This window comes from Bacillus sp. ISL-34 (assembly GCF_018613325.1).
GTDB lineage: Bacteria > Bacillota > Bacilli > Bacillales > DSM-1321 > Peribacillus.
Window position 1 is genome coordinate 1 of sequence record NZ_JAGGQJ010000049.1, and the last position, 492, is coordinate 492.

Genomic DNA, 492 nt, shown 5'->3' on the forward strand with positions numbered 1-492 from the left:
GGGAAATGGTTGAGCCGTTTGCGGCCTTTCAAATTCGCAATCCAGAAGATGCCCGAGAATTAGCCTCAGCGCAAATCGCAAATGAGGACAGGGAGGTTTTTCTTGTCATGATGCTTAACACGAAAAATCATGTTATAGGTCTTCATAGGGCGCATGTGGGAAGCCTTAATGCCAGTGTCGTCCATCCTAGAGATGTGCTGAAATGCGCCATTTTAAACAACGCGGCTTCCCTTATTGTCAGCATCGGGTGACCCAACCCGAGTATGGAAGACATTGAAATCATAAAGCGATTGGCGGAAGCAGGGAAAATTATTGGGATTGAAGTTTTAGACTATTTGATTGTTTCTCATACGGGTAAGTATGTTAGCTTAAAAGAAAAGGGTGGTAAACAACTAATGATTGCGTAAAATGGCATTTGTTTTTCTTGCTTAGATAACATGCTACACAGTCTTCCTTTTGAGGATAAACCAAAAGAGGCAGGGAATATATATA

Annotated in this window: 1 pseudogene; it reads left to right on the top strand. The window is 41.9% G+C overall.

Features of this window, described 5'->3' with window-relative positions:
• Positions 1-5 precede the first annotated feature (5 nt).
• Positions 6-407: pseudogene (locus tag J7E52_RS27230) on the top strand (JAB domain-containing protein).
• The last annotated feature ends 85 nt before the right edge of the window (positions 408-492 follow it).